Below are 25,415 nucleotides of genomic sequence, written 5' to 3'. Positions count from 1 at the left end.
ACTACCGGCGCGCCTCTTTCAGGCGCTCGCTCCAGGCCGTGATCTGGGTCTCGATCACGGTCTGGTCGGCCACGACGCGAACCTCGAATGTATCGGCGGCCTCATACTCGATGCTGGTTCGCCGCGCCGTCCCGAGCTGCGTCTTCACCAGGTCGAGCAGTTCGCTCGGGCCGGTGACCTTGAACACCGGCACCGGCGAATTGCCGGTCAGCGCCGCAATCTGCTCGACCAGCGATCCGATCGCCTTGTCGCGGACCGCATCGGCGAGGAACGGCAGCAATATCCGCGCAACGGAGCTCGCGATGTTGGTCTCGATTTCGCGGCAAGCCGTGTCGAAGCCGCTGACGACCGCCACCGCCTGCTGGTCGGACCACTTGGCCCGCTCTTCGCCGAGCCGGATCGCGCTCCGCACGCGTTCTTCGGCGATCCTGGACTCGCCCTCCGCAACGCCGGCCGCATGGCCGCGCCGAAAGGCATCGTCCAGGAGATTGACCGCCGGGGCTTCCGCCTTCGGCGCCGGAGGCGGCGACTGAAGCTGCGGCTGCGATTGCGGTTGCGAATGGGTCTGAGGCTGCGGCTGAGGCTCGCGCCGGGCTTCCTTCGGCCTCGTCAGCACATCCTGGATTTTGGGCGGCGGTGGAGGCGGAGGCGATTTGACCCGCCCGTTCACGTCGAACTGCGTCAGGAGCTTTCCGATTGCCGCGTTCATGCCGCCTCCTCGCGTCGCATCCAGTCTTTAAGGATCGCTGCCGCCTGCATCTGATCGAGACGAACGATCTGCTCCAGCCGCTTCTGCGGCGTTCGCTGCATTTTGCCTTCGAGGTCTTCGACCAGGTTGAGCTCGGCCTCCTCGCTATCCGCCAATGCAAGGGCGCCCGCGGCCGACTCGAGCTGGGCGGCTTCCGCCGCCTCGGTCTGCTCCTGCGCCGCGCGGTGGGTCAGAATGCCATTGACCGCAGGACGAAGTCCGAACCACACCAGCATCGAAGCTACGGCCAGGATCGTGACTGCGTTGATGACGCTGCCGAGCTGCTTGTTGATCATCTCGACGAAGCTGATCGGCGGCACCGGCGCCAGTTCGCGTGAGCCTTCGATGAAATCGACGGCCGTCACCTGGATCTGGTCGCCGCGCGCCTTGTCCAGGCCTCCGGCCGTGGCCGCGAGTTGGCTGATCTCGGCGAGCTTGCTGTCGACGATGGCCTGGTTGCTCTTGTCGCCCAGGTCGGCAATGAGCCGCCCGCGGTTGACCAGCACGGCAATGAACAGCTTCTTCACCGAATAGCCGTCGCTCACCGTCGTCGTGGTCTTGGACGAGACCTCGAAATTGGTGACGTCCTCGCGGCGGGTCTTGTCTTCGCTGGAATTCTTGGTGCCGCCGGCGTTCACCTGCTGGTCGGGAAGGTTCTGCTGCACCGTGGTCGGCTGCGAACGGTCCGCGTTCTGTGACTTCTCGTTCTCGCGAACGTTCCGCACCGAGCGCTCGGCGCGGCTCTCCGGATCGTAGACGGTTTCGTTGGTCTGCCGCTTGTCGGTGGAGAGCTGCGATGCAACGCTCACTTCGAAATTGTCGAGGCCCAGATATGGCGTCAGCGCCTTGCGGATGTTCTCCTGCACCATCCCGCCGACCGTCTTCTGCAGGCTCGCCATCTTGGTCGGAGCAGCAGTGGCCTCGTCCTCTTCGGCAAGCAGCATCGAACCGTCGGCGTCCAGCACCGTGACCTTGTCGCGGCTCATGCCCGGAATGGCCGCCGCGACGAGATGACGGATCGACTGCGCCGTGCGCGCCTCGATCGCGCCGTCGGTGCGCAGCACGACCGATGCCGAAGGTGGCTGCTGCGTCGCGCGGAACGACCCGCGCACCGGCATCACGATATGCACCCGCGCCGCCTTCACGCCCTTCATCAACTGCACCGTGCGCGCGATTTCGCCTTCCAGCGCCCGGAGCTTGGTGACCTCCTGCATGAACGAGGTCAGACCGAGCGAACCGATCTTGTCGAACAGCTCGTAGCCGGAATTGGCGCTGGTCGGCAGCCCCTTCTCGGCGAGCAGCATCCGCGCCTGCATGGTCTGGCTCGGACGCACCGAGACCGCGTCGCCGGCGGTGTTGACGTCGAAGGTGATGTTTTGCTCGCGCAGCGCGGCACCCATGCGCGTCACGTCTTCGCGGGAAAGGCCGGTATAGAGCGTTTCGAATTCAGGCCGGCTCAGATAATAGGCGCCGCCCACGACGGTGACGAGAACGGCGAAACCGATCAATCCCAAGGCCATCAGGCGTCGCGGCCCAAGCTCCAGCAGATTATTGAGCAGTTGCTGTATCTGCGCACGACTGAACAGCATGTGACCTCATACCAATGCGAACGTAGAGGACACTCTGCTGCCAACCTTGTCTGAAGGTTGCGCGAGACCACGAATGTGTCGGTTCGCCGGCGAGGCGTTGCAATTTTACAAGAGACTGAGTGACGCAATTGCGCGCGTCGGCGACAAGCGGACGGCCGGTCGCATCGCGGTGCGATCGCCGACGGCGTGTTGCCTGGAATGTGGCGTCAGGAAATCGATGTGGGCACGTCGTGTGCCGTCGGATCCGCCGCTCACGGCGGAGACCGTGCTCCCTGAGGAGCACGGTCGTTTTCGAAGCCGCGGCTTAGCGGAACAGCGACAGGATGCTCTGGCTGTTCTGGTTGGCGATCGAGAGCGCCTGAACACCGAGCTGCTGCTGGGTCTGGAGCGCCTGAAGGCGGGTCGATTCCGCATTCATGTCGGCATCGACGAGCTGGCCGATACCGCGGTCCACGGAGTCCATCAGGGTCTTGACGAATTCCGTGTTGGTCGCGAGTCGGTTCTTGACGGCACCGAGATTGGCGGCGGCCGACGCCACCGAGTTGATCCCGGCGGTGACCTGCGCGATGTAGCCATCGAGCGTGGTCTGGTCAGCCGCCGAGTCGGTCAGCACGGAGATGCTCATCGTGTTGATCGACGGAGAGGTCGAACCAGCCGTGTCCAGAATGCCGGTCTGGGTCGAGGTGTAGAGCGAGTAGTTCGCGGTCGTCACGGTGATCGAGCCGATGGTGGGCGTACCGCCGACACGCGAGTACGACGACACCAGGTTGAAGGTCGTCGGCGTGGTGGCAGTCGTGCTCAGCCAGTTGATACCGTTGAAGGTCGCCGAGTTCGCCTTGAGCTTCATATCCTGCTGGATCTGGGTGATGTCAGCCTGGATCTTGGTGCGGTCGATACCAGCGGTCTTGGCTTCGACCAGCAGCGCCTGGAGCTTGGTCAGGCCGGAGTCCTTGTCGCCGATAACCGAGGTCAGAGCGGTATATTCGGTGTCGACGGTCGCGGCCGACAGGCCGAGCGAGTCGGAGACCGCGGAAAGCGCGGCGTTGTCGGAGCGCATCGACGTCGCGATCGACCAATAGGCAGCGTTGTCCGAGGCGGTCGAGACGCGCATACCGGTCGAGATCCGGTTCTGCGTGGTCGCGAGCTGCGAGCTGACGTTGCGAAGGGTCTGCAGCGCGGTCATTGCAGACGAGTTGGTGAGGAGGCTAGAACCCATTTTGATGTCCCTTTGGAGATTGAATTAAATTTGGGGACATACCGGACTTACACCGGTACGGCAGGGCGGCGTCATGCCTTTGGGCTGCGCAGAAGCGTCAAGGCCCAACCTGTCGTAACGGCGACGATAGCCCGCGAAGCTTGTGCGGAGCTTGTGGCTCTGTGTCTTTGCCGCAACAAAGCGGCCGAAATTGCGGCGCGCGATGTCACGCCAAAATGAAAGGGCCGCGCCTCGTGAGAAGCGCGGCCCTCCCCAAAATCGTTTGAGGCTTAGCGGAACAGCGACAGGATGCTCTGGCTGCTGTTGTTGGCGATCGAGAGCGCCTGCACGCCGAGCTGCTGCTGGACCTGGAGGGCCGACAGGCGGGTGGACTCCTGGTTCATGTCGGCGTCGACGAGCTGACCGATACCGCGGTCCACGGAGTCCATCAGCGACTTCACGAAGTCCGTGTTGGTCGAGAGCCGGTTCTTGACGGCACCGAGATTGGCGGCGGCCGAGGCCACCGAGTTGATGCCAGCGGTGACCTGCGCGATGTAGCCATCGAGCGTGGTCTGGTCAGCTGCCGAGTCGGTCAACGCGGAGATGCTCATCGTGTTGATCGACGGAGCGGTCGAACCGGCCGTGTCGAGAATGCCGGTCTGCGTCGAGGTGTAGAGCGAGTAATTGGCGGTCGTCACCGTGATGGAGCCGATGGTGGGCGTACCGCCGACACGCGAGTACGACGACACCAGGCTGAAGGTCGTCGGCGTCGTGGCGGACGTGCTCAGCCAGTTGATGCCGTTGAAGGTCGCCGCACTGGCTGTCGCCTTCATCTGCTGCTGGATCTGGGTGACGTCTGCCTGGATCTTGCTGCGGTCGATACCGGCGGTCTTGGCTTCGACCAGCAGGGACTGGAGCTTGGTCAGGCCGGAGTCCTTGTCGCCGATGACCGTGGTCAGAGCGGTATATTCGGTGTCGACGGTCGCAGCCGACAAACCGAGCGAGTCGGAGACCGCCGAGAGCGCGGCGTTGTCCGCGCGCATCGAGGTCGCGATCGACCAGTAGGCAGCGTTGTCCGAAGCGGTCGAGACGCGCTGGCCGGTGGAGATGCGGGTTTGCGTGGTGGAGAGCTGCGAGCTCACAGACCGCAAGGTCTGGAGTGCGGTCATGGCGGTCGAGTTCGTAAGCAGGCTTGACATTGCGAATGTCCCTTTATGTACGCGTTACATTTTCACGAGGGGACATACCGGGCTTTCACCGGTACGGAGGGGCGGCATCATGCCTTTGGACTGACGTGGGTGGGGTCCAACCCGCCGTGACGCATTGCTAGCACGCCGAATCTTGCGCGCGGATTAAGATCGGCTTGAATTGCGCTGTAAAATCAGATGGTTAACAGTACCTATTGCTAACCATAGTCCGGTACTTATCGCTAACCATAACCGTCCGCCTGGCGCTCATTGCCGTTACGAGAATGAGCGCACCAGCCCGGAGGCAAGCAGATTCCAGCCGTCGATCAGCACGAAGAACAGCATCTTGAACGGCAGTGCGAGGATTGTCGGCGGCATCATCATCATGCCCATCGACATGGTCAGCGTCGCCACGATCATGTCGATGACGAGGAACGGCAGGATGATGAGAAATCCGATCTCGAACGAACGCCTGAGCTCGGAAATCATGAAGGCTGGAATGATGACGCGCATGTCGACGCGCTTGTCGTCGAACTTCCTGCGGAAGCTCTCCGCGGCCAGCGATTCGAAGGTCTGCAGATCCTTGTCGCGAACATGGGCCAGCATGAATTCGCGGAACGGATCGGTGATCTTCAGATAGGCCTCTTCCTCCGAGATCTCGTTCTTCATCAGCGGCTGGATCCCGGTTTCCCAGGCGCGGTCGAAGGTCGGCGCCATCACGTAGAAGGTCATGAACAGCGCGAGGCTGATCAGCACCAGATTGGCCGGCGTGGTCTGAAGTCCGAGACCGGCGCGCAGGAACGACAGCGCCACCGCAAACCGCGTGAAGCTGGTTACCATGATGAGCAGTCCCGGCGCCACGGACAGTACCGTGATCACCGCCATCAACTGGATGATCCGGCCGCTGGTCGAGCCGTTACCCGGCGGCAGCAGCGAATTGAGGTCCGGAATTTGGGCCAGTGCCACTTCGGGCAGCACGACCAGGAGCAACGCAAGCAGCAGGAGTCTCAGTTTCACTGAATCACCAACGTCTCAATGATCAATTCGCGGATCTTGCCCGAGGAGCGGATATTGGCGCGTTCGGTCAGGTCGTCGCGCAGGTGCTGAAGCCCGCGCGATCCCTCGAACTGCGCCACCGTCGCCGACCGCAGATAGGTGACGATGTCCTCGCTGATATGGGCCGCCAGGATACCGGCATCCTCGTCGCTCATGCTGTCGGTCACCATGGAGGCTTCGATGCGGGCCCAGTTGTTGGCCGGCGCGCCGAGATTGGTCACGATCGGCGACAGCTTCCTGAGCCGCGCGCTGCCGGCGTAGCTCGAGGCAAGAGGCGGCGGCGTGGCGGTTTTCTTGGCATCGGCGACGCGCTCGGCGGCCGCAATCAGATGCAGGCCGGCAAGCCCGCCCGCGCCGATCGCGATCAGGGTCAGCACCACGATGGCCGCAATCAGGCGCATGACGTCCCCTGCCCTCGTGACGCGGCCCGACGGTCGCGCATCTCAGAACGGTGCCACGGCGTCATAGATCCGATGTCCCCATCCAGGCTGCTGCACGTCCGAGAGATTTCCCCGGCCGCCGTAGGCCACGCGCGCCTCGGCGATCTTCTCGTAGGAGATCGTGTTGGTTCGCGAGATATCGCGTGGACGCACGATGCCGCCGACGTTGAGCACGCGCATTTCCGTGTTGACCTTGAACTCCTGCGAGCCGCTGATCATCATATTGCCGTTCGGCAACACGTCGGTGACGATGGCTGCGATCGACAGTTTGATATCCTCTGTGCGGTCGATCTGGCCGTTGCCCTTGATCTGGGTGTTGGTGTTGAGGTTGGCGCTCGTCGAGCCCTTGTCCTGCCATCCCGCGACGTCCATCAGCCAGTCGAGGCCGAACTTGATCTGCGAATCGCGCGAGCGACCAGTCTTGTTGTCGAGCTTGGCCTTGTCCTGCATCGAGATGATCACCGTCACGACGTCGCCGACGCGCCGGGCGCGGGGATCGCGGTAGAGGTCGGTGCCGTCGTCCCAGGTCGAGCGATAGCTGACGGGCGAGTGCATGCGGGGCGTCACGGGAATCGGATCGGCCTGCGTCCTCAGACCGCTCCCGACCGGCGACAATCGCGGCCCAGTCAGCACCTCGGCCGGATCAGTGACGCATCCCGCAAGCGATAACAGCGACAGGATGAGGATCAGATTCTTCATCTATTTGGTCTTTCCGTCATCCACGCGACGCATCCCGCCGAGCAGATCGGCGAGGTGCGCCGCGCGCCCCGTCTCCATCTCGTTGAAGATTGCGCTCGAGCTCCTCGGGCTGAGCTTTGCGAGCACGGCCGCAGCCGTCTCGTCCGCCATCCCGGCGATCTGGGTTGCGGCGGCGTCCGGCTTCATGCGCGAGTAGATCTCGACGACGCTCGCTTCGGCCTTCTTCAGGAAGTCGTCGCGCAACGCCATCCACTTCTCATATTCAGCGCGTTTGGCCTCGACCTCGGCGATCCGCTCGCGGAGCTGGTTCTCGGCCTTCTCCAGCTCCTTGAGCTGCCAGGCCAGCCTTGCATCGACCGCGGGGTCGGCGACATTGCTGCAGAACAGAGCGACTTCGTTGTCCGCGGTTGCAGCGGCCTGGGGCGGCACCGGCTTCGGCGGCGCCGTGACGCTACCGGGCTTGGCGGGTCGCGGCGCGGCTGTGGGCGCCGGCGCGGGCTTCTCGGAGGCCGGCACGGCACCCGTGGTCGCGGGTCCCGAATCTTCGGCTGCCCACGCCGTCGCCCGCATCGACGCATTGTCGCTCGGGATCGATGAGATCGGCTTCTGCGGGCCAGGCGCGCGGGCGCGCGCGAAGGACAGCAGGTTGAGCGGCTTCGACGGCTTGGCCTCATCCAGCGCCAGAATGGGCGAAGCGCTCGCGAGCGCGGAGGCCGCGACCAGGAGGAGGAGTTTGGCTTTATGATCCAGCTTCAACATCGGTCCGCGTGCGATTCTCAGTCAAGAGAGCATTGAGCGACCAAGCTTGCACGGCGCTTGCGCGTCATTGCACGATGACGTCCGCCTGGAGGGCGCCGGCCGTCTTGATCGCCTGGAGGATCGCGATGATGCCGGATGGTTTCAAGCCGATCTGGTTCAGGCCGCGCACCAGGCGCTGGAGATCGACGCCGCTCAGGATCGCCACCTGCGATCCGGCCTCGTTGGCCTCGACCACGGTCTGGGGCACGACCACCGTCTGCCCTTTCGAGAAGGGCGCCGGTTGCGACACCACGGGAAGCTCGGTGACGCGGACCGTCAGATTGCCGTGCGTCACGGCAACGGTCGATATCCGTACGTCGCGTCCGATCACCACCGTGCCGGTGCGCTCGTTGATCACCACCCGCGCCGGCGTGTCCGGCTCGACGGTCAGCTCGCCGATTTCGGCAAGGAAGCGGACCGGGCCGATGTGGCGCGGCTTCGACAGCACGATGGTGCGGTAGTCGCGCTCGAAGGCGATCTGCGCGCGGTAGCGTCCGCCCGCGTAGCGATTGATGGCGTCGAGGATTCGCGTTGCGGTGACGAAGTCGGGGTTCTTGAGCTCCAGCACAAGATACTCCATTTCATGGAGACTACCCTGCACCTCGCGCTCGACCAGCGCGCCGTTCGGGATGCGGCCCGCGGTTGGCGTGCCCTGGCTGACGTTCTGGGCCTGGCCTCCGACGCTGTAGCCGGCGACCGTGACCGCGCCTTGCGCCACCGCATAGACGGCGCCGTCCGCCGCGCGCAGCGACGTCATCACCAGGGTGCCGCCGAGCAGCGAGGTCGCATCGCCGAGCGACGACACGGTCACGTCCATGCGCTCGCCCGCACCGATCGAGGGCTGCAGGTCCGCGGTCACCATCACGGCCGCGACATTGCGCGTGCGCAGCGTCGTCGGACGCGGCGGATTATTGGTGCTGGTGGTCTCGTTCCGGACATTGATGCCCATGTTCTCGAGCATCGATTGCAGGGACTGCTCCGTGAACGGCGCATTGCGGAGCGTGTCGCCGGTGCCGTTCAGGCCGATGACGAGGCCGTAGCCGACGATCTGGTTTTCGCGCAATCCCTTGATGTCCGCGATGTCCTTGATGCGGACGGCGGCCTGGGCGCTGGCGGCGGAAACGAGCAGGACGAGCGCAAGCAGGACCTTAGTCATGATCCGTCCACGACCTTGACGGTGCCGTCCGGCTGGACGACGCCCCTGATGATCACGCCCGTATCGGTGTTTCGTATCGGGATGAGCGCGCCGGGCGCGCCCGACTGCATCGCTGCGCCGTAGGTCACGATCGACAGGCCGCTGTCCTCGACCACGACCTTGACCATCGCGCCGCGGGCGACCGTCCAGGGATCCTCCACCGAGTTGGTCGGGATCGGCTGGCCGGGGAGCAGCGCGCGGCGCGCCATGCGGCCGACCAGGACCTGGCGTCCTTCGATGAAAACGGCGACGCCGAGCACGTTCGGCGCAAAGGCGCGCTCGGTGATCATGTCGTCCCGGATCAGCTCGCCGGCGCGGATCGAGACGGCCGGCACGGGAAGCCGCTTCTCCTCGGCCGCCGCGACTCGCGCGAAGACGAGAACCAGCAGCACGGCGGCCAACCCACGCATGATCGAGCCCATCCTGTTCAACATGGATACACCGGAACTAGCGCATGCCCTTCGAGACCGTCTGGGCCATTTCATCCGAGGCCTGGATGACCTTGGCATTCATTTCGTAGGCGCGCTGGGCGGAGATCAACTCGGTGATTTCCTTGACCGGGTCGACGTTCGAGGCTTCGAGATATTGCTGGTTGATCTTGCCGTAGCCGGAATCGCCGGGCAACCCGACGACCGGCGTGCCGGACGCCGTGGTCTCGCGGTAGAGATTGCTGCCCAGCGGTTCGAGGCCGGCCTCGTTGGCGAAATTGGCGAGATTGAGCTGGCCGATTTGCCTCGGGTTCACTTCCGTATCCAGCTTGGCAAACACCTGTCCGGTCTGGTTGACCGTGACCTGAACCGTTCCCTGCGGCACCGTGATTGCGGGATCCAGCAGATAGCCGTCGGTCGTGACGAGCTGGCTGTTGGCGTTGGTGTTGAACGAGCCCGCGCGGGTATACTGCACCTCGTTATTCGGGCCGAGCACCTGAAACCAGCCGCGGCCGTTGATCGCCATGTCGTAGGGATTGCCGGTCTGCGTGAGCGCGCCCTGGATGTGCAGCTTGCGGATCGCCGCCGACTTGACGCCGAGACCGAGATTGGCGCCTTCCGGGATCGGCGACGAGCCGCTGGTGTTGGCAACGCCCTGCATGCGGTCCATCTGGTAGAACAGATCGGTGAACTCGGCACGCGCCCGCTTGTACGAGGTCGAGTTGATGTTGGCGATGTTGTTCGCGATGACTTCGATGTTGGTCTGCTGGGCGTTCATGCCCGTGGCCGCGATGGCAAGCGATTTCACAGCGTCACTCCTTGATCAGATCGACATCCGGACGACTTCTTGGTAGGCCTGCACGACCTTGTCGCGAACTGCGACCGCCGTCTGCAAGGCCTGCTCGGCCGACATCAGCGCCTCCACGACGCGCCGCGTCGATTCTTTGCCCTGCATCGCCGAGATCGAGGCCGCCTCGCCCGCCTTCAGCGTCCCGATCGCGTCCGTCGTCACCTGCTTCATGACAGATTCGAATCCGACGTCGGCGCCGGACTGGATCGCGGGTGTCGCCGTCGACGAGATGGCCTGCGCCTCGGTCGCGCGGCTCGCCGCTTGCCCGGCCGAAATCGCTGTGGATGAAATTGCTTCAAGCATTGTCAGCTCCTCAGCAGATCGATGGTCATGCCCAGCATCGACCTCACCTGTTTCACGACCTGCAGATTGGCTTCATAGGAGCGGTTGACTTCCCGCATGTCCGCCATCTCGATCATCATGTTGACGTTCGGCAGCTTGACGTAGCCGGCCTTGTCGGCGGCGGGATGCCCCGGCTCGTACTCCACGCGGTACGGCGTGGTGTCGACGCCGATTTCCTTGACCTTTGCCAGCTGAGCGCCCGAGGCGCGGTCCATCGCGGCATCGAAGGTGATCGTCTTGCGTTGATAGGGATCGGCGCCGGCGGCGCGCCCCGTCGACGTCGCGTTGGCGAGATTCTCCGAGACGATGCGCATGCGCGTCGACTGCGCTTCGAGCCCGGAGCTCGCGACCGTCAACGAGGATTGCAGTGAGTCCAGCATGTCAGTTCACCTCAGGTCTTCGCGCTCGACAGCAGCATGCGGTGAAACGACCGCACGACCGCCGAGTTCATCGAGTAGTCGCGACTGACGTCGCTGCCCTTGATCATTTCCTGCTCGAGACTGACGGAGTTGCCGGAGTGAACCACGTCCCAGCTGTCCTTTTTCGCGGTTGCCCGCGTGTCGCTCTCGGCAGCGGAGAGTTGCATGTGCGACGGCGACGTGGTCACCAGTCTCACTGGCGTGCTGTCGAGCACCTTGTTGAAGGGCTCGACGTCGCGCGCCTTGAAGCCCGGCGTGTTGGCGTTGGCGACGTTGGTGGCGATCGTCGATTGGCGGAGCTCGAGGTATCGCGCCTGCGACGATGCGAGTTCGAAGAGATAGAGCGGTCCCACGGCAGCACCATTCTGGTTCAGACGGTGTAACCTTAGGGTCGCAAGCTTTCGTCAGGCTGATGGAATAGACGCCGTCCTCGGAATTCTACTGGACCTTCTCGGACCGCGGCGCCTGCTTGGACTGCAGGAAGTAGATGATCTCGGCGACCGGCCGGAAGAACTCCGCCGGAATCACTTGGTCGACCTGAACCGCCTCGTAGAGCGCGCGCGCCAGCGCCTTGTTCTCGATCACCGGAATCCGGTTCTGCTCGGCGACTTCGCGGATCTTCAGCGCAATCACGTCCATGCCCTTCGCCACGACGATCGGCGCGGGATTTTCCTCGCGGTTGTAGCGTAGCGCGATCGCGAAGTGCGTGGGGTTCGCGATCACCAGCGTCGCCCGCGATGCGGAGGCGATCATGCGCTGGCGCGAGCGGTCGCGCGCCAGCGAGCGCAGGCGCGCCTTGATCAGCGGATCGCCTTCGGCCTGCTTGTGCTCGTCCTTGATCTCCTGCCGCGTCATGCGCAGCTCGCGCCGCCAGTGGAAGCGCGCCCAAGCCAGATCGACCGCGACCAGGACGATGGTCGCGATGCAGATCGCCGAGACGATTCGCATGGCGATGTTGAGAATCATCTCCGGCAGCGCGACCGGGTCGGTGTACATCGCCTCGAACGCCTTCGCTTCCGACGAGCGCAGCACAAACGCGACGACGACGGTGACCGCGGCGAGCTTAAACAGCGACTTGGCGAACTCGACGAGGCCCTGCGATCCAAACAGCCGGCTCCAGCCGCTGAGCGGAGAGATTCGCGACAGGTCCGGCGTGATGCGCTGGAGCACCAGGCTGGGAGCATTTTGCAACAGCGAGGCGGCCAGCCCGAACGCCGCCAGGGTGACGACCAGCGGCGTCAGGAACCGCAGTGCCTGAAGCCCGACCACGATGAGCAGATTCTGGGCGTCGGCCCCGGTGCTGAGAGGGAAGCCGTCGGGATCATCGAGAAAGCCCGTCAGCATCGGCGTCAATTGCTGAACGCCCTGGCCGATCAGGAACGCCTGGATCACCATCAGCGCGGCCATCGAGGCGAAGATGGAAGCCTCCCGAGAGACCGGGATTTTGCCATGTTCGAGCGCATCGCGGACTTTTTTCTCGGTCGGCTCTTCTGTCTTGCTCTCCTGATCGGTTGTTTCTGCCATGCCCGTTCAGCGGTCAGCGGAAGACCAGCTCATCCTCCTGCTCGGGGTTGAGCTCGATTTCGCCCTTTTCCGCGAGGTCGAGCGCGAGGTCGGTGATCACGCGCCGCGCCTCGAGCACGTCGCGCTGGTTCGACGGTTCGCCGATGGCGAGCTCGTGCTCGACGACCCGGCGGACGCGCGAGGCGACCGAGGACAGGATCATCTCGCGGAAGTGCTTGTCGGTGCCCTTCAGCGCGATGACGATGCGATCGGTCGGCACCTGGTCGAAGATCATGGTGCGCGCCTTCGGCGTCAGGTTGGTGACGTCGTCGAAGGTGAAGAGCAGCTCCTTCAGCACTTCGGCCGACTTCGGCCGCTTCTCCGACAGGCTCTTGAGCATGTCCTCGATGTGTCCGCGCTCCATCTTGTTGATGATGTCGGCGACGCGGGCATAGGTGTCCGCGCCGAGGTTGCGGGCGAAGTTCAGCGTCAGATCCTCATGCAGCGTCTTCTCGAGGACCCTCATGGCGTCGTCGACGATCGGCTTGAGGCTGAGCACGCGCCGCATCAGCTCGTTGCGCAGGCTCGACGGCAGCTGGCTCATGACCTTGGCGGCGCAGGACGGCTTGACCTTGGACAGGATGAGCGCCGCGGTCTGCGGATGCTCCTTGGACAGGTAGCTTGCCAGCGAGTTCTCCGACACCGACGAGACGCGATCCCACACGGACCGGCTCGAATTGCCCAGCAGGTCCGACATGATGGCCGAGACCTGGTCGGCCGGAAGCACGTCGCCGAGCACGGCTTCCAGGCCACCGAGGGTGCCGAGAATGTTGGCGCCCATCGAGAATTGCTGGGCGAACTCCTCGACGATCGCTTCAAGTTCCTGCGCCGTGATCGGCCGCAGCTCGGCCGCGGCCTTTGTAACGGTGCGGATATCCTGCGGCTCGAACTGCGCGAGTACGCTCGCGGCCGCCTGCCGGCCCATGGCGAGCAGGAGTGCCGCGACCTTCTCCGTTCCGCCCAGCGTGGTGACGCCTCGCTGCTTGATAGGAGCCATGCCGACCTGTGCCGCCATGGTCAGGTATCACCCTGCCCCAACGGGCCCACAATCTCGGTGAGCGAGACGCCGAAGCGGGAATTGTCTTCTTCGACCACGACCACCTCGCCGCGGGCGACGACGCGGCCGTTGACCACGACGTCGACGGGTTCGCCGACCCTGTGGTCGAGCGGAACCACCGCGCCGCGGCCGAGCTTCATCAAATTTGCCACCGGAATGGTCGCCGATCCCAGCACCACCTGCATGGTCACGGGAATGCGCAGGATGGCATCGACATTGGCGAACTTGCCGGTCTCCTCCGCGGTGCGCGCGGCGATCTCCGCCAACCGCTCCAGCGGAGATGTTTCGGTATGCCCCTCGTCGGCCGCCGATGCTGACTCATAGTCGAAGGATTGCGCCATCTGGTATCGCCTCTTGGTATTTCCGCTCCCGGAGCGCCGCGACGTTCCGATCGTATTTATTCCGCCGGCTTCGGCTTCAATGCTTGTTCACGTCGGCGCCGCCCGCGCTCGCTGCGGATGCGAGCCCGCTCCTCGCATCGAGCGCCGCGATCGCCTCGTGGGCCTGATCGATCTTCGTGCTCAGCACGTTGGCGAGCCGCCCGAGATTTGCGGTGGAATCATGCGCTGCGGTGATGACCGTGTCGAAGGCGCCCGCCGTCTCGTGGACGATGGTCGAGAACTCGCCCTGGTAGCTGCGCAACCGCGCCAGCTCGCGATGCATCCGGGTCACCCGCATGCTGGTGAAGGCGAGCGCGATCAGCAGCACGGCATCAACGAGATAGGATATCATCGACGAACTCCCGTTTCTGATCGACGGGATCTGCCACCTGCATGGCGTAGTAGCCGTCAAGCTGGCCGATCTGACACCAGAACAGCACCTGGTTGTTGCTCTCGAGTCGAGCCAGCGTGCGTGGCGTGGCTTCGAGCTCGAGCACCTGGCCGACCTGGAACTTCACGACGTCGCCGAGCGAAATCATCTTTTCGTCCAGCACGGCGCTCAGCGTCACCTCGGTGCGGTGAACCTCCGTCTCCATCTGCTCGCGCCAGCGCGGATCGGCCGCGCGGCCGTCGCTCACGACCACGGTCGCGAGCTTCTGCCTGAGCGGGTTGAGCGCGGAGTGCGGAATGATGAGGAACATCTGGCCGCCGCGATAGAGTGCCTGCAGCATGATGTTCGCGCAGATCGACATGTTGCCGCTCCGCCCGATCGCCAGCGATGCCATGGCGGTCTCGACCCGCTCGACGCGGAAAGTGACGTTGGAGGTGCCGGCGAAAGCGGATTGCAGCGCCTTGGCGAACCGCTCGAACAGCGCCTGGACCAGGCGGATCTCGATGTTCGAGAAGCTGCGCTCGACGTCGAGCGGCGGTTCGGCGCCGTCGGAGCCGAACATCGCCTCGACCATCGTGAACACGAAGTCGCGGTCGAGCATGATGATGATGCGGGAGTCCCACTGTTCGGCATAGAGCACGGCCGCAACCGCATTGGCCTCGTAGTCCTTGATGATGTCGCCGACACGGTCGTTGGTGATGCCGTTGACCGAGAAATAGCATGGCGTTCCAGCCATCGGCTGCAGGCTGTCCGTGCACGACGCCGCCATGCGATCGAAGATCACATTGAGCATCGGCATGCGCTCGATCGAGATGCCGGCGGCGTCCAGCAGATAGTTCGGCAGCGGCTTGCGCTGATCGACGTCGAGGGCTTCCATCATGATGCGCGCGCAGCCTTCGGTTCAACCTCGGTCACGACCGCCTTGGGTCCCGCGATCGTCTCGTTCTCGACGACGTCGATCGAGGGCCGCTCGGGGCTCGCGATCATCTTGCGGCCGTGCTCGACGGCGATCTGCGGCATGGCGCCGTTCATGAACGCCAGCAGCGTCTGCTTGACGATGATGTAGGGCCGGCAACGCTTTTCGCGCGTCATCTTCACCTTCATCGCGAAGGGCGAAATGATGCCGTAGGACAGGAAAATGCCGGCGAAGGTGCCGACGAGGGCGGCGCCGATGAAGCCGCCCAGCAGCTTCGGCGACTGGTCGAGCGCGCCCATGGCCTTGATGACGCCGAGCACCGCGGCGACGATGCCGAGCGCGGGCAGCGCTTCCGAGACCACCACCAGCGCATGGTAGGGCGCCAGCTTGCTCTTCACGATGGTGTGGATCTCCTCGTCCATCAGCGCTTCGATCTCGTGCGTTCGCGCGTTACCCATGATGATGAGACGGACGTAGTCGCAGATGAACTGGAGCAGCGACGGATCTCCGAGCACGCTCGGGAACGCCTTGAAGATCTCGGAGGACGCGGGATCGTCGATATGCGCCTCGACCTCGTTGCGGCCCTTGCCCCGCAGTTCCCGCATCAGCGCGTGCAGCGCGCCGAGCAGATCGAGATAGTAGCGTTGACCGGGCACCGCCCCCGTCACTGCCTGCACGCAGGCAAGCCCGGTATCCGCGACCGTCTTCCAGGGATTGGCCATGATGAAGGTGCCGGCCGCGGTGCCCATGATGATCACGAACTCCCAAGGCTGCATCAGCACGCCCAGATGCCCGCCCATGGCGGCAAATCCGCCCAGCAGTGCCGCTACCGTGATGACGATCCCCACGAAACTGCCCAACGCGCCGCTCCATCATCGATCCCATCGGGAATATCTAGTCGGCGAGCCTTGCGCGAGGCTGGCTTTCCCCTCGCCAGCCTCGCGCAAGCGATTCACGGCAGCTTGGGACGACGTCGCGAAAGCGGCCAGAGGGGCGCGGGTCATGCTATCCACCATCGCGGACTACACCAGACTGACCAAGGACATGGGCAAGTCGCTGACACAGGTCGCGACGCAGCCGGACGTCAGCCGCGACACCGATTACTTCCTCAGCCACATCGGCAACGTGAAGACCATCGACGACTTCCTGAAGGACTATCGCCTCTATTCCTACGCGATGAAGGCATATGGCCTCAGCGACATGACCTACGCCAAGGCGTTCATGCGCAAGGTGCTGACCGAGGGTATCGCCGACAACAAGACCTTCGCCAACAAGCTGACCGACATCCGCTACCGGCAATTCGCCGCCGCTTTCAATTTCGCCGCCCTCGGCGACAAGGCGACCCAAACCGCCGCGGCCACGACCGGCACGGCGACCCAATACGTCACGCAGACGATGGAGGAGAAGGCCGGCGACCAGAACGAGGGCCTGCGGCTGGCGCTCTATTTCACGCGCAAGGCTTCCACGATCACCAATTCCTACCAGATCCTCGCGGACAAGGCGATGACGCAAGTGGTCCAGACGGCGCTCGGCCTGCCGTCGACGATCAGCTCGGCTGATATCGATGCCCAGGCCAAGATGATCACGAGCAAGATCAAGCTCACCGATTTCCAGGATCCGGCCAAGGTCACCAAATTCGTGCAGCGCTTCGCGGCGATGTGGGATGCGACCCGGGCCCAGAGCGACAACTCGACCAACCCGGCGCTGGTCCTGATTGGTGGCGCCGCACCGTCGATCGGCATGGATACCAACGTGCTCACGACACTTCAGAACATCAAGCTCAACAGGTAAGTCATTTCAACAGGTAAGTCATGCAATCGGCCCTCTATGTAGGATTGTCGGCGCAGGTCGCCCTCGAAAAACGCCTCCAGACGATCGCCAACAACGTCGCCAACGTCAACACGGCGGCGTTCCGCACCGACGTGGTGAAGTTCGAGACGGTATTGTCCAAGGCGGGCGCGAACCCGGTCGCCTTCTCCTCGCCCGGCGACAACATCATCTCGCGCGAGATGGGCAGCATCACCGAGAGCGGCAACCCGCTCGATGTCGCCGTGGTCGGACAGGGCTGGATCGCCTTCGCCGGTCCGAACGGCACGGTCTATACGCGCGACGGTCGACTCCAGATCGCCGCAAACGGCGACCTTCAGACCGTCTCCGGCTTCCCCGTCATCGATTCCGGTGGCGCGCAAATCACCCTCGATCCGAACGGCGGACCGGTCTCGATCGCGCGCAGCGGCGCGATCACCCAGGACAACAACGAGATCGGCACCATCGGCCTGTTCAACATTCCCGCCGACGCCAATCTCGACCGCTACGGCAATTCGGGCGTCACGCCCAACCGGCCTGCGACCGCCATCGCCGACTTCTCCCGCGACGGCTTCAAGCAGGGCTATGTCGAGGGCTCGGGCGCCAATCCGATGATGGAATTGACGAAGCTGATCGCGGCCTCGCGCGCCTTCGACGGCACCAATTCAATGATCGAGGGCACTGAGAGCTCGCTCCAGAACGCAATCCGGACGCTGGGCGAACCCGGCAAATAGCTGCGCCCCGCGCGCAATGAGGTTGGACGGTTTCCTTGAACGCTCTTCGGCAACTTGAGTGGGCGCTGCTGGAGCTTCAGCAGAGCACTCCCCTGGCAAGCGTCAGCGGCGCGATCTCCGAGATCGCGTCGACGCATTTCCGTGTCTCCGGCCTGTCGCGCTTCGTCAGGCTCGGCGAACTGATCGGTGTCAACTCCGGCGGCAAGCCCCAGATCGGCGAGGTGGTGCGGATCGACAGCGAGGGCATCATCGCCAAGCCGTTCGACCGGCAGTTCGCCGGCGGCCTCGGCTCGGTCGCCTACCGGATGCCGCCCCTGTCCTTCGCGCCAGATCCGAGCTGGAAGGGCCGCGTCATCAACGCGCTGGGGGCGCCGCTGGACGGACAGGGCCCTCTCACCCCCGGGTCGCGTCCGGTCTCGGCCGAGGCGGAGGCGCCTTCGGCCATGAAGCGCGCGCGGGTCCACAAGCCGCTGCGCACCGGCGTACGCGTCATCGATTTGTTCGCCCCGATCTGCGCCGGCCAGCGCGTCGGCATCTTTGCCGGCTCCGGTGTCGGTAAATCGACGCTGCTTGCGATGCTCGCCCGCAGCCAGGGTTTTGACACCGTCGTGCTGGCCCTGGTGGGCGAGCGCGGCCGCGAGGTGCGCGAGTTCATCGAGGACGTGCTGGGCGCCGACCGTCACCGCGCCGTCACGATCGTGTCGACGGGAGACGAGAGCCCGATGATGCGGAGACTGGCGCCGAAGACGGCCATGGCGGTCGCCGAATATTTCCGAGACCGGGGCGAATCCGTCCTGCTCATGGTCGATTCGATCACCCGGTTCGCCCACGCCGCCCGTGAAGTCGCGCTCGCCGCAGGTGAGCCCGCAGTCGCGCGCGGCTACGCACCCACCGTCTTCACCGATCTGCCGCGCCTTCTGGAGCGTGCCGGACCCGGCGAGGAGGGGTCCGGGACGATCACCGGGATTTTCTCCGTGCTGGTGGACGGCGACGATCACAACGAGCCGATCGCCGATACCATCCGCAGCACACTTGATGGGCACATCGTGCTCTCCAGGCACATCGCCGACCAGGCACGTTACCCGGCGGTGGACGTTCTGGGTTCGGTCTCCCGTCTCGCCCATAACGTCTGGGACCCCGAAGAGCGCGAATTGGTGAGCAAGCTGCGCGCCATGATCGCCAAATACGAGGACACGCGCGACCTTCGCCTGATGGGCGGATACCAGGCGGGACGTGATTCGGGGCTCGACCAGGCGGTCGACATGGTCCCGAGAATCTATGGCGCGATGCGGCAGGACGCTTCGGCTCCGCCAAGCGCCGATCCGTTCCGCGAGCTGCGGGACATGCTCAAGGGCGACTAGCAAGTCTCAGCTTGAGTCGGGGCGCGAGGCGCCCCGCGATCGCACCTTGCTCGTTGTTTTCGACAGACGATTGCGCATGCCGCCACGCTTCCAGCGCATGCACATGCACGCCCGTCTCCGGTTTCAGCCGTGATCGGCTCCACCGTTCGGGTGAGGGAAATCGCGCAGCCGCGCGGAATGCGACTGAACCGGCGACTTCTCGATCCGACCCGGACAACCGCCGCGTGTAATTCCTGTGAGTTCCCTCGGACAGTTCTTGGCAGAACGCACAAGTTGTGGATGACATGCCGACGCACATCGTCGTCATGCACAAGCTTCGGTCAACTTGCTTCAACGACAGCCAACAACGTGCCGTGCAATAAAACCGTCGCATAGTTGCGTGCATGTTGCTCGTGGGACAGCGTATTGCGTTCACCATCATGTGTCCCGAAGAGCGAGATTGTCTTGAACGTTACATTCGCCTGCGACGACATCTTGTCTGCGAGATGGTCTCTACTTGATTTTGTTGAGAAGGTCATTCATCGTTTCGTCGGAAGATAAGAAACGTCTGCGTGTGACTTGAACCTTAGGGGCTTCGGTTGAACTACTCCGATCCATCGTCTGCTGGCGACGGCTATTCGGGCTCCCGTACGACAACGCCGCGAATGGCATACCATCAGCAACACCGCTTACCGTGCCATAGCTTGCAGTGCCCATTGGTCCAGGTCGGGGGCCGGGCAGTCCGTGCTTTCACGCGAGAGAAGAGCACGGTGCATGTGTCGAACATTGCCGGTAGTACGGCTTCTCGCAAACGGCTCATTCGCGACGGCGGAAGGCGGCTCGGGGGCGCCGCAAACGTGACTCCCGGGGCAAGGTAGGAATTCATGCCATTGGCAAGAGAAGCCGTGGAGCTGCTGGTTCAGGCAGCGAGGGCTTGGTATTTCGAAGGCGATCAGCATGGGTTGCGCGATCGGGAATGGATGGCGCTGCGCTTTCTCGGCCGCGCCAACAGGTTTTCGCGCACGCCGTCCGCGCTCGCCGGCTTCATCGGCGCAACCAGGGCAACTGCATCGCAGATCGTGAAGACGCTGGAGAGCAAGAGCTTCCTGGTGCGAAAACCGTCGCACGAAGACAAGCGTTCTGTCGTGCTGCACGTCACCGCACAGGGCGAGAAGTGCCTGAGCCAGCACGATCCGATCAATCACGTGCTGAACGCGGTCACGGCGCTCGGACCCGACGAGTGCGTCAGGCTGCGCGATTCGCTGCGCGACATCCTCAATCACCTCGACGCAGCACATCAGCGGCTCGATGCCAGCGTCTGCCGGGACTGCATGTTTCTTGCCGAACGCGGGCCGGGTACCGGCAAGGGACGCGCAACGGCGGAATTCATGTGCCGTTTGTATCGCGCCCCGGTCTCGCTCGAGGAGACCGAACTGCTCTGCACCAGTTTCGAGCGCACCCGCGACCGCCCCAAGATCGAGGAGCATCTCGACCGCGCGCGCATGGCGAACCAGGGGTGAGGCACGCGAGCGTTGCTGCGCAGAGCTGCGACCCAGCGGCGACATGGCGTAATGCGGCGACAGACTGGATTGCTTCGCTGCGCTCGCAATGACGGAGTATGAGGCGGTAGCCGCACTCTTCCAGCTCGCATTTTGAATTGCAGACACAGCTTCGCATCCTCGCGGCGCGATTCGCCCGAGTTTTGCTTCGTCACTCCACCCTCTTGTCCAAGAGGGCGCAGGGAAGGCCGGGTGCCGGCTGGCACCCGCGGTCCGCTGCGCGAAGATGTAGCGCAAGGAAACCGCACAGCAGCATACAGGTGTAGCCAATCACTCGGCCTTCCCTGCGCGATGGTTGACGGCTTATGCCGTGCTCTCCCGGGAGCCGAGTTCCTGCTGGCCTCCCTCGCTCTCACAGAAGTCGTCGACACCGCGCCGGTTGACGCAGATGCCGCATCCGCAAGAGCTTGACCGTAGCAACGACGGCCAGGACCACACGGTTTTGCCGTACGCACGGCCCGCCATTTCGCCGCAGTTTTCCCAGCCCTGTCGACAAAGCCGGAAACTTACAGATGAGACGAAGCCTAGCAGCGCCGCTCGTCGGAACGAAGCCTTGGGCTCACGGAGAGCAATCCGCCCTGCCCTTAGCCTCTCGTACCCGAACGCTGCCGCGTCCACCGCAAGCCTGGCTCGCGAACATGACGACCACAAGATCGCCCCTCAAGGATGAGCCGGGATGCGCGACACATACGCCATTTCCGAATTTCGGTAAAGTGGAATATTTTCGCGAAGATAGATTGACAGAGGGCGACACAGAGGAGGTCCCGTAGCCCGGATGGAGTGCAAGCGTAATCCGGGAAGGTACCGAACGCTGGGCCGAGCAGCCCCGGATGCACTCCGCCCGATCCCGCCATGTCATATTCGCCCGGCCCTTGTATCCATTATCCCAGTTGCCATCCTCACGCACTTTGCCTTACATGCCCGCCAAACTCGGCCGCGGATGACGGCCGGGGCTCAAAAATCACAAATTGGCAAAGGGACGAGGCATGGCGCGTAACATCCTGATTCTCGGGGCTTCCTACGGCTCCCTGCTGGGCACGAAGCTGCTGATGGCGGGACACAACGTGACCTTGGTCTGCCGCGCCAAGACCGCGGAGCTGATCAACCGCGAGGGGACCGAGGTGCGCATCAAGTTGCGTGACGAGGCGGTTCACCGCGCCATCTTCTCGCGCGACCTGCCCGGCAAGCTCGACGCCGTGACACCCGCCAATGTGGAGTTGTCGCGCTACGACATGGTCGGCCTTGCGATGCAGGAGCCGCAATACACCAACCACACGGTGCGCGTTCTCATGGTCAGGATCGCCGCGGCGAAGCTGCCGTGCCTGTCGATCATGAACATGCCGCCGCTGCCCTATCTGAAACGGATTCCCTCGCTCGCAGACATGGATCTCGAGGAGGCCTACACCAACGCGCAGGTGTGGGAGCGCTTCGAGCCGGGGCTCGTAACCCTGTGCTCGCCCGACCCGCAGGCGTTCCGTCCGCCGGAAGAGGCTGCGAACGTGCTTCACGTCGGTCTGCCCACAAATTTCAAAGCATCCGTGTTCGCCGACGAGAAGCACAACAAGGTGCTGCGCGAGCTCGAAGCCGACATCGATGCGGTGACCCTCGACGGCCACGACGTGCCGGTGAAGCTGAAAGTGTTCGATTCTCTGTTCGTGCCGCTGGCGAAATGGTCGATGCTGCTGACCGGCAACTACCGCTGCATCACGCCACACGAGCCGCAGTCGATCCGCGACGCCGTGCACGGTGATCTCGCGCGCTCGCAGACGATCTACGAGCATGTCGACGCCATCGCCCGGCGTCTGGGCGCCGATCCGCAGGATCAGGTGCCGTTCGCGAAATACGCCAAGGCCGCCGAGAGCCTGCTGAAGCCGTCATCGGCCGCACGCGCGGTGGCCGGCGGCGCGCCCTTCATCGAGCGCGTCGATCTGCTGGTCAAGCTGATCTCGCATCAGCTCGGCGCGCCCAATGCAGAGATCGACCGCACGGTCGAGACCGTGGACCTGAAGCTCAACGAGAAGATCGTGCAGGGCGGATCGGGCGCGCTGTAACACCATCGGCGCGGCAGGCCTTGCTGCCCGGAATTGGCACATCGATCGCGATCAGGCGCAATTCGGACCGTCCCCGGGACGCCACCGATTTGCGCAAACATCGCATCCATGCGAGTTCTAGCCATGCGAGTTGCCGAATTATCCGCCGCGCGACGGGCCGGCAGGCGGTTCCGCAGGTTCCCGACCGGCGCGCAATCGTCAGATGGAAGGCAGAAGAACAAGTAGTCGAAGATGGATCAGGCGACGTTGCAGGTCGTTCGCGCCGTGGAAGCCGGCGCAACGACGATAAAGGGCGTCATTGACGCGACCGGCTTGTCCCGCCTCAAGATCGAGCGCGCATTGAACGCACTCGAGAAACAGCGGCTGCTCGTTCGCGATAGCCAGGGGTTCAGGGCAGCCGGTCGAACTGCGCCGCCGCCCACCCGGCAATGCGGCTCGTGCAATGCCTGCTGCGACATCCTCGAAGTGGCCGGCGTCGACAAGCCGGTAAACCAGCTGTGCAAGCATTGGCAGACAGGCACCGGGTGCACCATCTACGAGCGCCGTCCCCGGATGTGCCGTTCATTCGTCTGCGCCTGGCTGCAAGGCCATCTCGACGAGGACTGGTTTCCGGCGAAGTCGGGCATCATCGTGCATTTCAGCCAGGACGCCGTGAACGTGACGGTCGATGACCATTGCCCCGACCGCTGGCGCGAGGAGCCCTATTTCAGCAAGCTCGCCGAATGGTCGCTGAACGGCATCAAGCGAATCGGAAATCGCGGCTACGCGACGCTCGTCGTCTCCGGCGCCGACCGGTTCCTGCTGCTCGGGCGCACCGTCGTTCCCGAGCCGACGCTGTTCGGCACCGCGTTCCTGCCGCTCACCGCCGACACCTTCCGATTCTGGCGGGCGAAATCCCCGGAGCATTTGCAGCGGCTGCACGAGCGCATCGCCGAAATCGAGCGGATCAGGCAGGAATTCGGCTCCTGCGCCATTCCCTCGAATGAGGACGACGATCCACAAGCCCCCTATCGGCCCGCACTTCTACGTTTGTCGCGTCACGCCTAACTGCGCCGTGGGCAACGGACCATGATTTGCGCCGTGGCGCTCGACGCGCCGCGGCCGGGTTGATAAGCCCCTGTCCGCGAATGATGGGACTTGAGTCGGGCATGACGGTTGCGATCGAGATGGGGCAGACCACGGCGGGCGCCGCGGCGGCCATGGACCTCGAGGAACTGCTGGCGACCCGCCTCCTGGTGCAGGGCAATTCGGGCTCCGGAAAATCACATCTGCTGCGGCGGTTGCTGGAGCAGAGCGCGCCTTGGGTGCAGCAGGCCATCATCGATCCCGAAGGCGATTTCGTCTCGCTGGCGGAACATTTCGGCCATCTCGTGATCGAGGCCGAGGATCACACCGAACGCGGCCTTCAGGTTGCCGGCGAGCGCGCGCGGCTGCATCGCGTCTCCACCGTGCTCAATCTCGAAGGGCTCGACGCCGAGAACCAGATGCGCCGTGCCGCGGCCTTCCTTGGCGGACTCTTCGACGTCGGGCGCGACCATTCGTACCCGATGCTGGTGGTGGTCGACGAGGCGCAGCTGTTTGCGCCTGCGGTCGCGGGCGAAGTCTCTGACGAAGCGCGAAAGCTTTCGCTCGGCGCGATGACCAATCTGATGTGCCGCGGCCGCAAGCGCGGGCTTGCCGGGATCATCGCGACCCAGCGGCTGGCAAAGCTCGCCAAGAACGTCGCGGCCGAAGCGTCGAACTTCCTGATGGGCCGCACCTTCCTCGACATCGACATGGCGCGCGCCGCCGACCTGCTCGGCATGGAGCGGCGGCAGGCCGAATCCTTTCGCGATCTCGAACGCGGACAATTCATGGCGCTCGGCCCCGCGCTGTCACGCCGGCCGCTGCGTTTGAACATCGGCGCGACCGAAACCCAGCCGCGCAATTCCACGCCGCGGCTGATGCCGATGCCTGAAGCGGCACTCGAAAATATGCGCGCCGTGATCCTCGCCGCGCCGCCGCCCGATGCCAGCCGGCCGCAGCGCCGGCCCGCGCCCGATCTGCTCGAACAGCTCCGCGCCGCGAAGGCTGCGGCACCGGAGATCGGCCCCGAAATGATCGAGGTCCCGATCAGTGCCGAGGAGCTCGCGGAGCGGCGCGAACGCGTCGATCGAACCCTGCGTGCCGTGCTCGCCGCGCCCGATGCCGGCTTCCGCGCGGTCGGCGTGCTCTACCAGGAGTTCGTGGTCCGCTGCCGCATCGAGGGGCTCGGCTCGGCGGTACCCGACCTCACCGAATTCCGCCGCATGCTGACACGCGCACGCGCCGGGCTCGGCGCCGAGCATGCCGAGGACGATGCCTGGCAGGACGTTTCGCTTCGCGCTTCGATCCTGCCCGACGACATGCAGGGCGTGTTCATGATGATCGCGCGCGCGGCGAAAGAAGGCTGGCCGTGTCCCGGCGACGCCGCCATCGCACGTGCCTACGGCTCGCATTCGCTGCGCCGGGCGCAACGCCTGCTCGGCTACATGGAAGAGCAGGGCCTGATCGTCTGCCAGCTCGACGGCGCCGGCCGCAGGTTCGTGACGCTGGTGGAACTGGCCTGGGCCACCGCGCCGGGCGATCCCAACGCCGACGATCTGCCGGCGGAGCAGGTCGCGAGCGCGGCGTCGGCTTGAGCCAGCGGATTG

Annotated in this window: 28 protein-coding genes; 7 read left to right on the top strand and 21 right to left on the bottom strand. The window is 64.3% G+C overall.

The window, feature by feature from the left end; all coding sequences use genetic code 11:
* Position 1: 1 nt before the first annotated feature.
* From IVB48_RS18045 to motA, 20 genes are all read right to left on the bottom strand, one after another.
* Complete coding sequence (locus IVB48_RS18045) at positions 2 to 709, bottom strand: hypothetical protein (protein ID WP_247401333.1); 708 nt, start codon at positions 707 to 709, stop codon at positions 2 to 4.
* Positions 706 to 2,337: a flagellar basal-body MS-ring/collar protein FliF gene (gene fliF, locus IVB48_RS18040; protein WP_027519855.1), complete on the bottom strand. Its 1,632-nt coding sequence runs from the start codon at positions 2,335 to 2,337 to the stop codon at positions 706 to 708. The genes IVB48_RS18045 and fliF overlap by 4 nt, the downstream gene beginning before the upstream one ends.
* 304 nt (positions 2,338 to 2,641) lie before the next feature.
* Positions 2,642 to 3,553 carry a flagellin gene (locus IVB48_RS18035; RefSeq protein ID WP_027570485.1) on the bottom strand — a complete coding sequence of 304 codons (912 nt, stop codon included), beginning with the start codon at positions 3,551 to 3,553 and terminating at the stop codon, positions 2,642 to 2,644.
* Between the two features lie 269 nt (positions 3,554 to 3,822).
* Positions 3,823 to 4,731, bottom strand: a complete 909-nt coding sequence (locus IVB48_RS18030; RefSeq protein WP_027570484.1) for a flagellin — start codon at positions 4,729 to 4,731, stop codon at positions 3,823 to 3,825.
* A 264-nt stretch (positions 4,732 to 4,995) separates the two neighbouring features.
* On the bottom strand, positions 4,996 to 5,736 hold the full coding sequence (gene fliP, locus IVB48_RS18025) for a flagellar type III secretion system pore protein FliP (protein ID WP_247401331.1): 741 nt from the start codon (positions 5,734 to 5,736) through the stop codon (positions 4,996 to 4,998).
* Complete coding sequence (locus tag IVB48_RS18020) at positions 5,733 to 6,176, bottom strand: flagellar basal body-associated FliL family protein (RefSeq protein WP_247401329.1); 444 nt, start codon at positions 6,174 to 6,176, stop codon at positions 5,733 to 5,735. The genes fliP and IVB48_RS18020 overlap by 4 nt, the downstream gene beginning before the upstream one ends.
* A gap of 42 nt (positions 6,177 to 6,218) precedes the next feature.
* On the bottom strand, positions 6,219 to 6,914 hold the full coding sequence (gene flgH / locus IVB48_RS18015; protein WP_018453966.1) for a flagellar basal body L-ring protein FlgH: 696 nt from the start codon (positions 6,912 to 6,914) through the stop codon (positions 6,219 to 6,221).
* Positions 6,915 to 7,673, bottom strand: coding sequence for a MotE family protein (locus IVB48_RS18010; protein WP_247401327.1), 759 nt, complete (start codon positions 7,671 to 7,673; stop codon positions 6,915 to 6,917).
* Positions 7,674 to 7,737: 64 nt separating this feature from the next.
* On the bottom strand, positions 7,738 to 8,868 hold the full coding sequence (flgI, locus tag IVB48_RS18005) for a flagellar basal body P-ring protein FlgI (protein ID WP_247401325.1): 1,131 nt from the start codon (positions 8,866 to 8,868) through the stop codon (positions 7,738 to 7,740).
* Positions 8,865 to 9,317 (bottom strand): flagellar basal body P-ring formation chaperone FlgA, encoded by a 453-nt coding sequence (flgA, locus tag IVB48_RS18000; protein WP_247287745.1) that lies wholly within the window; start codon positions 9,315 to 9,317, stop codon positions 8,865 to 8,867. Before flgA ends, flgI begins: the two co-directional genes overlap by 4 nt.
* A 37-nt stretch (positions 9,318 to 9,354) precedes the next feature.
* Complete coding sequence (gene flgG, locus IVB48_RS17995) at positions 9,355 to 10,143, bottom strand: flagellar basal-body rod protein FlgG (protein ID WP_007595892.1); 789 nt, start codon at positions 10,141 to 10,143, stop codon at positions 9,355 to 9,357.
* 15 nt (positions 10,144 to 10,158) lie between these two features.
* Positions 10,159 to 10,488, bottom strand: a complete 330-nt coding sequence (locus IVB48_RS17990; protein ID WP_027570478.1) for a flagellar hook-basal body complex protein FliE — start codon at positions 10,486 to 10,488, stop codon at positions 10,159 to 10,161.
* Positions 10,489 to 10,490: 2 nt separating this feature from the next.
* Positions 10,491 to 10,907: a flagellar basal body rod protein FlgC gene (gene flgC / locus IVB48_RS17985; RefSeq protein WP_007595894.1), complete on the bottom strand. Its 417-nt coding sequence runs from the start codon at positions 10,905 to 10,907 to the stop codon at positions 10,491 to 10,493.
* A gap of 11 nt (positions 10,908 to 10,918) precedes the next feature.
* Complete coding sequence (gene flgB / locus IVB48_RS17980; RefSeq protein ID WP_247401323.1) at positions 10,919 to 11,299, bottom strand: flagellar basal body rod protein FlgB; 381 nt, start codon at positions 11,297 to 11,299, stop codon at positions 10,919 to 10,921.
* Positions 11,300 to 11,384: 85 nt separating this feature from the next.
* A complete protein-coding gene (gene flhB, locus IVB48_RS17975) occupies positions 11,385 to 12,470 on the bottom strand; it encodes a flagellar biosynthesis protein FlhB (RefSeq protein ID WP_247401321.1) in 1,086 nt (361 codons plus the stop codon).
* Positions 12,471 to 12,483: 13 nt separating this feature from the next.
* Positions 12,484 to 13,524 (bottom strand): flagellar motor switch protein FliG, encoded by a 1,041-nt coding sequence (locus tag IVB48_RS17970; protein WP_247401319.1) that lies wholly within the window; start codon positions 13,522 to 13,524, stop codon positions 12,484 to 12,486.
* A 2-nt stretch (positions 13,525 to 13,526) separates the two neighbouring features.
* A complete protein-coding gene (gene fliN, locus IVB48_RS17965) occupies positions 13,527 to 13,907 on the bottom strand; it encodes a flagellar motor switch protein FliN (RefSeq protein WP_027519864.1) in 381 nt (126 codons plus the stop codon).
* A 76-nt stretch (positions 13,908 to 13,983) separates the two neighbouring features.
* Positions 13,984 to 14,298 (bottom strand): hypothetical protein, encoded by a 315-nt coding sequence (locus IVB48_RS17960; RefSeq protein ID WP_027570474.1) that lies wholly within the window; start codon positions 14,296 to 14,298, stop codon positions 13,984 to 13,986.
* Complete coding sequence (locus tag IVB48_RS17955; protein ID WP_007613971.1) at positions 14,279 to 15,217, bottom strand: FliM/FliN family flagellar motor switch protein; 939 nt, start codon at positions 15,215 to 15,217, stop codon at positions 14,279 to 14,281. The genes IVB48_RS17960 and IVB48_RS17955 overlap by 20 nt, the downstream gene beginning before the upstream one ends.
* Positions 15,214 to 16,113, bottom strand: a complete 900-nt coding sequence (gene motA, locus IVB48_RS17950) for a flagellar motor stator protein MotA (protein WP_007613972.1) — start codon at positions 16,111 to 16,113, stop codon at positions 15,214 to 15,216. Before motA ends, IVB48_RS17955 begins: the two co-directional genes overlap by 4 nt.
* A gap of 142 nt (positions 16,114 to 16,255) precedes the next feature.
* On the opposite strand from motA, the gene IVB48_RS17945 reads away from it, so the two are divergent.
* The 3 genes from IVB48_RS17945 to fliI are packed head-to-tail and all read left to right on the top strand — an operon-like array spanning position 16,256 to position 19,154.
* On the top strand, positions 16,256 to 17,044 hold the full coding sequence (locus IVB48_RS17945; protein WP_247401317.1) for a DUF1217 domain-containing protein: 789 nt from the start codon (positions 16,256 to 16,258) through the stop codon (positions 17,042 to 17,044).
* 20 nt (positions 17,045 to 17,064) lie between these two features.
* Positions 17,065 to 17,793 carry a flagellar basal-body rod protein FlgF gene (flgF, locus tag IVB48_RS17940; protein WP_007595915.1) on the top strand — a complete coding sequence of 243 codons (729 nt, stop codon included), beginning with the start codon at positions 17,065 to 17,067 and terminating at the stop codon, positions 17,791 to 17,793.
* Between the two features lie 35 nt (positions 17,794 to 17,828).
* Positions 17,829 to 19,154: a flagellar protein export ATPase FliI gene (fliI, locus tag IVB48_RS17935; RefSeq protein ID WP_018453953.1), complete on the top strand. Its 1,326-nt coding sequence runs from the start codon at positions 17,829 to 17,831 to the stop codon at positions 19,152 to 19,154.
* 320 nt (positions 19,155 to 19,474) lie between these two features.
* On the opposite strand, the gene IVB48_RS17930 is transcribed toward fliI, so the two are convergent.
* Entirely contained in the window at positions 19,475 to 19,672 is a 198-nt protein-coding gene (locus tag IVB48_RS17930; protein ID WP_247401315.1) for a hypothetical protein, read from the bottom strand.
* A 345-nt stretch (positions 19,673 to 20,017) separates the two neighbouring features.
* Between IVB48_RS17930 and IVB48_RS17925 the strand changes: the two genes are divergently transcribed.
* The 4 genes from IVB48_RS17925 to IVB48_RS17910 all read left to right on the top strand — a co-directional run bounded on the left by IVB48_RS17925 (position 20,018) and on the right by IVB48_RS17910 (position 25,403).
* Positions 20,018 to 20,653: a MarR family transcriptional regulator gene (locus IVB48_RS17925; RefSeq protein ID WP_027570472.1), complete on the top strand. Its 636-nt coding sequence runs from the start codon at positions 20,018 to 20,020 to the stop codon at positions 20,651 to 20,653.
* A 1,025-nt stretch (positions 20,654 to 21,678) separates the two neighbouring features.
* Complete coding sequence (locus IVB48_RS17920; RefSeq protein WP_247358360.1) at positions 21,679 to 22,743, top strand: 2-dehydropantoate 2-reductase; 1,065 nt, start codon at positions 21,679 to 21,681, stop codon at positions 22,741 to 22,743.
* Between the two features lie 231 nt (positions 22,744 to 22,974).
* The gene (locus tag IVB48_RS17915) at positions 22,975 to 23,790 is read left to right on the top strand and encodes a YkgJ family cysteine cluster protein (RefSeq protein WP_247401313.1); all 816 of its coding nucleotides are present in this window, start codon (positions 22,975 to 22,977) and stop codon (positions 23,788 to 23,790) included.
* 101 nt (positions 23,791 to 23,891) lie between these two features.
* Positions 23,892 to 25,403 (top strand): ATP-binding protein, encoded by a 1,512-nt coding sequence (locus IVB48_RS17910; protein ID WP_247401311.1) that lies wholly within the window; start codon positions 23,892 to 23,894, stop codon positions 25,401 to 25,403.
* Positions 25,404 to 25,415: the final 12 nt, after the last annotated feature.

Origin of the sequence: Bradyrhizobium sp. 76, assembly GCF_023073025.1 — a bacterium.
Classification (GTDB): domain Bacteria; phylum Pseudomonadota; class Alphaproteobacteria; order Rhizobiales; family Xanthobacteraceae; genus Bradyrhizobium.
This window is presented reverse-complemented; position numbering and strand designations above follow the sequence as displayed.

What these genes read in the sequence shown, in the direction of transcription:
- IVB48_RS17955 (WP_007613971.1), bottom strand. Translation starts at nt 15,217, where the DNA reads ATGATGGAAGCCCTCGACGTCGATCAGCGCAAGCCGCTGCCGAACTAT.
- flgH (WP_018453966.1), bottom strand. Translation starts at nt 6,914, where the DNA reads ATGAAGAATCTGATCCTCATCCTGTCGCTGTTATCGCTTGCGGGATGC.
- IVB48_RS17970 (WP_247401319.1), bottom strand. Translation starts at nt 13,524, where the DNA reads ATGGCGGCACAGGTCGGCATGGCTCCTATCAAGCAGCGAGGCGTCACC.
- IVB48_RS18030 (WP_027570484.1), bottom strand. Translation starts at nt 4,731, where the DNA reads ATGTCAAGCCTGCTTACGAACTCGACCGCCATGACCGCACTCCAGACC.
- IVB48_RS18045 (WP_247401333.1), bottom strand. Translation starts at nt 709, where the DNA reads ATGAACGCGGCAATCGGAAAGCTCCTGACGCAGTTCGACGTGAACGGG.
- IVB48_RS17945 (WP_247401317.1), top strand. Translation starts at nt 16,256, where the DNA reads ATGCTATCCACCATCGCGGACTACACCAGACTGACCAAGGACATGGGC.
- IVB48_RS17920 (WP_247358360.1), top strand. Translation starts at nt 21,679, where the DNA reads ATGGCGCGTAACATCCTGATTCTCGGGGCTTCCTACGGCTCCCTGCTG.
- flgC (WP_007595894.1), bottom strand. Translation starts at nt 10,907, where the DNA reads ATGCTGGACTCACTGCAATCCTCGTTGACGGTCGCGAGCTCCGGGCTC.
- flgF (WP_007595915.1), top strand. Translation starts at nt 17,065, where the DNA reads ATGCAATCGGCCCTCTATGTAGGATTGTCGGCGCAGGTCGCCCTCGAA.
- flhB (WP_247401321.1), bottom strand. Translation starts at nt 12,470, where the DNA reads ATGGCAGAAACAACCGATCAGGAGAGCAAGACAGAAGAGCCGACCGAG.
- flgI (WP_247401325.1), bottom strand. Translation starts at nt 8,868, where the DNA reads ATGACTAAGGTCCTGCTTGCGCTCGTCCTGCTCGTTTCCGCCGCCAGC.
- IVB48_RS17960 (WP_027570474.1), bottom strand. Translation starts at nt 14,298, where the DNA reads ATGATATCCTATCTCGTTGATGCCGTGCTGCTGATCGCGCTCGCCTTC.
- fliF (WP_027519855.1), bottom strand. Translation starts at nt 2,337, where the DNA reads ATGCTGTTCAGTCGTGCGCAGATACAGCAACTGCTCAATAATCTGCTG.
- IVB48_RS18035 (WP_027570485.1), bottom strand. Translation starts at nt 3,553, where the DNA reads ATGGGTTCTAGCCTCCTCACCAACTCGTCTGCAATGACCGCGCTGCAG.
- IVB48_RS17990 (WP_027570478.1), bottom strand. Translation starts at nt 10,488, where the DNA reads ATGCTTGAAGCAATTTCATCCACAGCGATTTCGGCCGGGCAAGCGGCG.
- IVB48_RS18010 (WP_247401327.1), bottom strand. Translation starts at nt 7,673, where the DNA reads ATGTTGAAGCTGGATCATAAAGCCAAACTCCTCCTCCTGGTCGCGGCC.
- IVB48_RS17910 (WP_247401311.1), top strand. Translation starts at nt 23,892, where the DNA reads ATGACGGTTGCGATCGAGATGGGGCAGACCACGGCGGGCGCCGCGGCG.
- IVB48_RS18020 (WP_247401329.1), bottom strand. Translation starts at nt 6,176, where the DNA reads ATGCGCCTGATTGCGGCCATCGTGGTGCTGACCCTGATCGCGATCGGC.
- IVB48_RS17930 (WP_247401315.1), bottom strand. Translation starts at nt 19,672, where the DNA reads ATGACCTTCTCAACAAAATCAAGTAGAGACCATCTCGCAGACAAGATG.
- fliN (WP_027519864.1), bottom strand. Translation starts at nt 13,907, where the DNA reads ATGGCGCAATCCTTCGACTATGAGTCAGCATCGGCGGCCGACGAGGGG.
- IVB48_RS17915 (WP_247401313.1), top strand. Translation starts at nt 22,975, where the DNA reads ATGGATCAGGCGACGTTGCAGGTCGTTCGCGCCGTGGAAGCCGGCGCA.
- IVB48_RS17925 (WP_027570472.1), top strand. Translation starts at nt 20,018, where the DNA reads ATGCCATTGGCAAGAGAAGCCGTGGAGCTGCTGGTTCAGGCAGCGAGG.
- flgA (WP_247287745.1), bottom strand. Translation starts at nt 9,317, where the DNA reads ATGCGTGGGTTGGCCGCCGTGCTGCTGGTTCTCGTCTTCGCGCGAGTC.